The sequence below is a fragment of the Kocuria dechangensis genome (assembly GCF_014636775.1).
Lineage (GTDB): Bacteria > Actinomycetota > Actinomycetes > Actinomycetales > Micrococcaceae > Kocuria > Kocuria dechangensis.
Map to the genome: position 1 here is coordinate 1 of NZ_BMEQ01000055.1, position 6,037 is coordinate 6,037.

Genomic DNA, 6,037 nt, shown 5'->3' on the forward strand with positions numbered 1-6,037 from the left:
TCCGCCCGGGAGAGCAGCGACCAGAGGGCGACGACCAGGGCGGCGGCGCGGAGGACGAGGACGACGAGGAGAGCGGGGAGCCGCACGGCGCCTCCTTCCTCCTCGTGCCGGGCGGCGGCGCCGAGCCGGCGGCACGTCGACAGCGCGTCGCGGAAGTCCCTCCTGGGCCCTCGCACCCGAGGATAGGGGCCGTGCGGGCGGCAGGACCATGCCCGGGGTCTCGTCGCCGGGACCCCGGACCGCGGCGGCCCGATGCGCCTAGGGTGGAAGGGTCCCGGTCCGGCCCTGCGCGTGGGAAGGCGACGACGATGAAGCCAGCGACGACCAGGCGGTCCCCCTGGGCGCCCCCTGCCCGCTTCCGGGGGTGGCTCGCGGCGCTCGCGGCGGGCAGCGCGGTCCTGGCCGGCTGCGGGGAACCGGTCCCCCCGGAGCCGGTGGATCCTTCGGCCTCGACCCGCCCTCCGTCGGCCTCGTCCGGCCCGGGGAGCCCGGTCCCGCCCGCCCACGGTCCGTGGGGCGCGCACGGGACCCGGGACGAGGCGTGCGCGGCGGTGGCCGCCGATGTGCTGACCCTGTCCCTGCTGCCCTCCAGCCTGCCGGTGAGCCGGCACGTGGAGGACGTGCAGCGCGTGGAGGACCAGGTGGAGACCATGGTGGATGCCGCCCCTCCCCCGCTGGTGGCCGAGTACGCCCGCGTCCAGCTGATGGTCGACTCCTACGGCGAGGACCTGGCGGCCGAGCCGTCGCCCACGGCAGGCCCCTCCGTGTCCGCAGAACGACGCTTCGACGACCGGGCGCTGGAGGAGTCCCTGGACGCGATCAGGGCGTGGTTGACGCAGACGTGCCAGGACCGCCGCTGAACTCTCAGCGCCCGTCTTCCCCGGCGAGGCGGTGCACGGCGTGGCGCTCCACCCGGTGGAGATCGTGCGGGTGCGGGTCGCTGATCCTGAACTGGTCCAGCAGGGCCTCCACGTGCCCGCGGACGCGGTGCGCCAGGAGCGGGTGCCGGCTGGCCTGTCCGACACGCGCGGCCAGGTCGATGAGGGCCTGCAGGACCTCGACGTGCCCTGTGGCGTGGGGGCGGATCTGGTCGAAGGGCATGTCCACGATCTCCTCCAGGTCCACCGTCGCGTAGTGCAGGCGTGCCGTGCCGTGCTCCACCACCGTGTTGCCCGGCTCCGGCCGGGAGACCGCCACGACGATGCCGGCGGCGACCTCCTCGATGGCGTTCACCGCGGTGTAGGGGTCGTTGGTGCCCGGTGACAGGGCGCGGACAGCCAGTTCCACGACCTGCTGCTCGGCGAAGCGCACGTCCTGGGCCGCCGACCGGGAGTCGCCGATCCGCACGCACCGCCGCACCCTGTTCGCCACGCCTTCGGCCCGGTCCCCGGGCCACACCCGCACCAGCGGTTCCGAGGGGAGGACGTGGTCCCCCACCCGCGGGACCAGGGCCAGGACCACGTCCTCGTGCCGGGCCAGGGCGGCCAGACCGTCGAGGTCCGCTGTGACGAGGTAGCCCACGGATCCGGCGGAGATCTCCCCGCCACCGGCGCGCGGCCGGGCCGTCCGCACCAGGTCCTCCGGCGCCTCCTGCGGATGCCACCGCTCGACGACGTCGCGGAAGTTCCGGCGCACCCCGAGAGCGAGCGTCTCGACCCGCACGGAGGCGGCGATGTGGTGGATGAAGTAGACGAGCAGGACCACGTCGGCGACCGCCAGGACCACAGCGAGGTTGACGGCCAGGTGCGGGACGAACGGCTGAGCCAGGTCGTCGTCGGCCGAGCGGATCGTGCGCAGCACCAGCAGCGTGTACAGGAAGGTGGAGACCAGCACTCCGAGGACGGCCTGGTTGCCCCGGTCGGCCATGAAGTTGCGCACCAGGCGGGGCCCGTAGGTGGAGGTGGCCGTGGCGACCACCGAGATGGTGATGGAGAACGCCGTCGCCGCCACCCCCAGCATTGCGGCCCCGATGGTGGCAAGCATGGACCGGGATCCGTCGATCCCCACCGCGTACACCCAGGACAGCCACGGCGAGGTCAGGTCGTCGGGCAGCGCCCGGTCGACGGCCACCACCGCCTGGGCCAGCACCGCCGCGGCAGCGAGGCACACGGCGGGGACGAACCAGAACGCCCCGGAGATCCGGTGCCACGACCCCGACAGCCTGCCCATGGCGTCAGCCTACGGTCCGCTCTCCGTCCGGACCAGGAACCGACCGCACGGCGGTCACGGCCTGTCCCGGAGCTGCTCCGCCCCGCGCACGCCCTCCATGGCGGAGCCGCTGCCGTACGCGCTCGAGGTGATGACGCTGAGCTTGCCGTTGGTCTCCAGGACCACGGCCCTGACCCGGGACAGCGCCGCGGGACGGCGGGAGGCCGGGGCCCAGTCTGTCAGCCTGGGGGGCGTGCGTCAGCCGTTTCCCCCTCGTCTCCGGGAGGCGGTCCGGGCGGCGGCGACTGCGCCGGTCGCTGCGGAGCGCCCGGCGCGGTCACGGACCGGCGCGGCCCTCCTGGTCGAGGATGCGCAGCCGCTCCCGGTACTCGTCCTCGGTGATCTCCCCCCGGGCGTGGCGCTCCAGCAGTCCGTCGCGGGCCCGGCGCAGTCCCAGCCGCGTCCGGGCCCGGCGCCCCCATCGGGTGTCCTGGCCGTGGCGGAGCACGAACCAGTGGACGCCTCGCAGCGCGGCCCAGGCCGCGGCTGCGAGCAGCAGCGCCCAGGACATCACTTCCCAGCCCTGGAACGGGGTCAGTCCGAGTACGCCCACGGTCCCACCGATCCCTCCGACGTCGTCCGCCGCCCCGAACCGCGGTGCACCCACGGCCGGACGTGCGGTGGCGTGAGGATAGCAGTCGGCTCCGACGGCACGACCGGACCGTCCGGGACCGGCACGTCCCGGACGGCGCCGTCAGCGGGTGAGCGTGCGGATCCCCTCGACGATCGCCTCGTGCACGAGGGGGTCGCTGAGCGGCAGGAAGTGGCCGCGCGTCTCCAGTTGCACGTTGCGGGCCCCCTCCAGCCGGCTGCCGCCGGGGATGTGCGGGTCGAACCTGCCGTAGATGGACACGATGTGCCGGTCCACGTGGCGGCTCGAGGCCAGCGCCGTCAGCTCCGGGGAGTCCGGCAGGAAGACCCGGATGGCCGGCAGGGGCAGCAGCCGGGCGAGCACGGAGCCGGTGAACGGGGTGTTGACCGCCACGAGCCCCTGGATCACCGTGGCCTCGTTGTGGTGGGCGAGCAGCCGCTTGCCGATCAGCCCGCCCTTGCTGTGCGCCACGAGCACGCACCGCTCGATCCCCTCCCGGCGGATGTGCCGGTCGACCAGGTGGGCCATCTCCTCGAGGGTCCCGGCGTTGAACCGCAGGTCCGTCACGGCGTGCACGTCGTAGCCGTGGTCCCGGAGCAGGTCGGCGACGGGGCGCAGGAAGGTCCAGCTCTCGTAGATGCCGGGGATGAGCACGATCGCGGGCTGCTCCGGGTCGGCCCGGCGGTAGGCGCCGGGGTCGTGGCGGCGCAGGAGCCCGGCGGCCTGCCACCGGACGGCGTAGGCGTAGTCCCGGGCCCAGGAGCTGAGGTTCGCGCGGGCCTCGGCGACGCCGCCGGGCACGCCCCGGATCAGGCGCACGGCGAGTCCGTGCCGGAGCCGGGGCGACGACCGGCGAGGGAGGCGAGGAAGGGTGCGCATGCGGCGGCGAGCTCCTGGGGTCGGGTGTGCTGGACGGCGTGGGCGGCGCCGGGGATCTCGAGGAGACCGGCGTCGGGGGCGAGCCGGGCCAGGCGCCGGGCCCAGCGGGCGGGGGCGATGGGGTCCCGCGCCCCGCGGACCACGAGCCCCGGGACGCGGCAGCCGCGCACGTCGTCCTCGATCCGGTCCGCGAGCATGTGCCGGGTGGTGCGAAGGTAGCGCACCGGCCCCATCCGTGCGTAGTTGCGGAGGATCACGGCGTTGGTGCCGGGCGGTTCGCGCAGGGTGTCCCGCAGCAGCCGCCAGGACTGGGCGAGCACGCTGTGCGCGTCCGGGTCCACGGTGGGGCCGAGCAGCACGTACCCGGAGCACAGCCCGGGGTGGGTCCTGACGGTGTCCACGACCACCTGGCAGCCCATGGAGTGCCCCACGACGACCGGCGCCACGAGCCCCAGCTCCCCGATCACCCGGGCGACGACCTCCCCGAGCTCGGGCACGTCCAGGGGGCGCTCCGGCTTCGGAGTGGTGCCGTAGCCGGGCAGGTCGAGCGCGTACACGTCGTGCTCGGCCGCGAGCTCGTCGGCGAGGCGCAGGAAGTACTCCCCCGACACCCCGATGCCGTGCACGAGCACGATCGGCGGGCGGGCCGGGTCGAAGGTGCCCCGCACGTCCACGGCGTGCGGGCCGACGGCGACGCGGCGCCGCACGAGCGCGGTTCGGGACGGCGTCCGGGTGGGCACGGCGGGCTCCTCGGGATCGGTCGGTCTGCTGCCACGACTGTAGACGCCGGGCCGCCACGGAGGGCATCCGCGCCCCCGAGCGGGGGACGACGCCGACCTCCCGGCGGCCGGCCGGCATCCCCACATGTGGGGACTGTGCAGCAGCAAACCCCATGATTTACTGAGCCGTAACGAGCTGAATCCTCGACCGCGCGGGCTGCACGGGACGGGACGCGCCGGTCCTGGGCGTGGGGACAGGAACGGCAGGCTCGGCTCGGGGGACGGATGCGGACCGCCGGCGCCCTGACGCGCCGGCCGGCCACGGGCTCACGTGCTCCGAGATCCGCACACCACCGGTCCCACGGCTCGACCTCGGGGGAGATCAGCATGACGACGCTTCGTTCCAGTGGGAGGACCCGGCACGCGGCGCTCGGCCTCGTGACGGCCACCGTCCTGACGGCGCTGGGGGTGGGAGCGCCCGCACAGGCCGTCGCGGAGGAGCAGAACAGGCTCGTCCCGGCGTACTTCTACCCGCACGCCACCGCCAGCCTGTGGCCGGTGACGTGCTCGGCCGGCAGCCCCTCGGGCGCGAGCTCGATCGTGATCATGAACCCGGACAGCGGTCCCGGGACGGCGGCGAACCCGCTGTACACCAACGCCGTCGCCGACTGCCACGCCAAGGGCCAGAAGGTCGTGGGCTACATCTCCTCGACCTACGGACGGCGCTCCCTGGACGTCGTCAAGGCGGAGATCGACCGGTACTTCGCGCTCTACAGGGTCGACGGCGTGTTCATCGACGAGATGCACAACTTCCCGGTCGACCACCACTCCGACCAGGACACCCGCGCCTACTACAAGGCGCTCTACGACCACGTGAAGACGAGGACGACGGCCGAGGAGCTGGTGGTCGGCAACCCGGGCAACGCCGCCTACACGGACTGGCAGCTCACCACGCCCGTGGCCGACAAGCTGGTGATCTTCGAGGGCACGGCGCACTCCTACGAGACCTGGCGTCCGCCGGCCTGGGTGCTGGAGGGCGATCCGCAGGACTTCGGCCACGTGGTCAACGCCACCGCCGCGGACCGGCGCCAGCGCGTGTGCGAGCAGTCCCGGGAGCGCAACGCCGGGTTCATCCACGTCACCGACGACGTCGTGCCCAACCCCTGGGACACCCTGCCGTCGTACTGGGACACGACGGTGCCCACGTGCTACCAGACGACGCCCCGGGCGCCGATCTTCGTCGAGAAGGACGGCACCGTCGCGGACACCTACACCCTCCAGTCGACGGAGGGCGCGGAGTACCTGGTGGACGGCGTGGTCACCGCCCCGGGCACATACTCCGGCGCGGGCACCGTGACCATCACGGTGCGCACCACGGGCGTGTACGCCTTCTCCGCCGTGGCCACGAAGGTGTGGCAGAAGACCTTCGGGACCGGCCCGGCGGACTACACGCCGCCCACCGTCTCGCCGTTCAAGGACGTCGCCACCACGCAGCAGTTCTACAAGGAGATGGCCTGGACGGCGGAGTCGGAGATCTCCACCGGCTGGACCGACGTGAGCGGCAACCGCACGTACCGGGCGCTGCAGCCGATCAACCGCGACGCCATGGCCGCGTTCCTCTACCGCATGGCCGGTTCCC

At 73.7% G+C, this 6,037-nt stretch carries 6 protein-coding genes; 2 read left to right on the forward strand and 4 right to left on the reverse strand.

From position 1 onward, the window contains the following. The first annotated feature begins 308 nt into the window (after positions 1-308). Positions 309-860 (forward strand): hypothetical protein, encoded by a 552-nt coding sequence (locus IEW07_RS20390; RefSeq protein ID WP_188540584.1) that lies wholly within the window; start codon positions 309-311, stop codon positions 858-860. Between the two features lie 4 nt (positions 861-864). Here IEW07_RS20390 and IEW07_RS20395 read toward each other — a convergent pair whose 3' ends face one another. The 4 genes from IEW07_RS20395 to IEW07_RS20415 all read right to left on the reverse strand — a co-directional run bounded on the left by IEW07_RS20395 (position 865) and on the right by IEW07_RS20415 (position 4,419). After that, a complete protein-coding gene (locus tag IEW07_RS20395; protein ID WP_188540586.1) occupies positions 865-2,169 on the reverse strand; it encodes a DUF2254 domain-containing protein in 1,305 nt (434 codons plus the stop codon). Positions 2,170-2,485: 316 nt separating this feature from the next. Beyond that, positions 2,486-2,761, reverse strand: coding sequence for an SHOCT domain-containing protein (locus IEW07_RS20405; RefSeq protein ID WP_188540594.1), 276 nt, complete (start codon positions 2,759-2,761; stop codon positions 2,486-2,488). A gap of 141 nt (positions 2,762-2,902) precedes the next feature. Next, positions 2,903-3,619 (reverse strand): esterase/lipase family protein, encoded by a 717-nt coding sequence (locus tag IEW07_RS20410; RefSeq protein WP_188540588.1) that lies wholly within the window; start codon positions 3,617-3,619, stop codon positions 2,903-2,905. Next, positions 3,610-4,419 (reverse strand): alpha/beta fold hydrolase, encoded by an 810-nt coding sequence (locus IEW07_RS20415; RefSeq protein WP_188540590.1) that lies wholly within the window; start codon positions 4,417-4,419, stop codon positions 3,610-3,612. The genes IEW07_RS20410 and IEW07_RS20415 overlap by 10 nt, the downstream gene beginning before the upstream one ends. Positions 4,420-4,785: 366 nt before the next feature. Here IEW07_RS20415 and IEW07_RS21700 point away from each other — a divergent pair. Then, a partial coding sequence (locus IEW07_RS21700; RefSeq protein ID WP_308738253.1) for a spherulation-specific family 4 protein occupies positions 4,786-6,037 on the forward strand: 1,252 nt, incomplete at its 3' end.

What these genes read in the sequence shown, in the direction of transcription:
- IEW07_RS20390 (WP_188540584.1), top strand. Translation starts at nt 309, where the DNA reads ATGAAGCCAGCGACGACCAGGCGGTCCCCCTGGGCGCCCCCTGCCCGC.
- IEW07_RS20395 (WP_188540586.1), bottom strand. Translation starts at nt 2,169, where the DNA reads ATGGGCAGGCTGTCGGGGTCGTGGCACCGGATCTCCGGGGCGTTCTGG.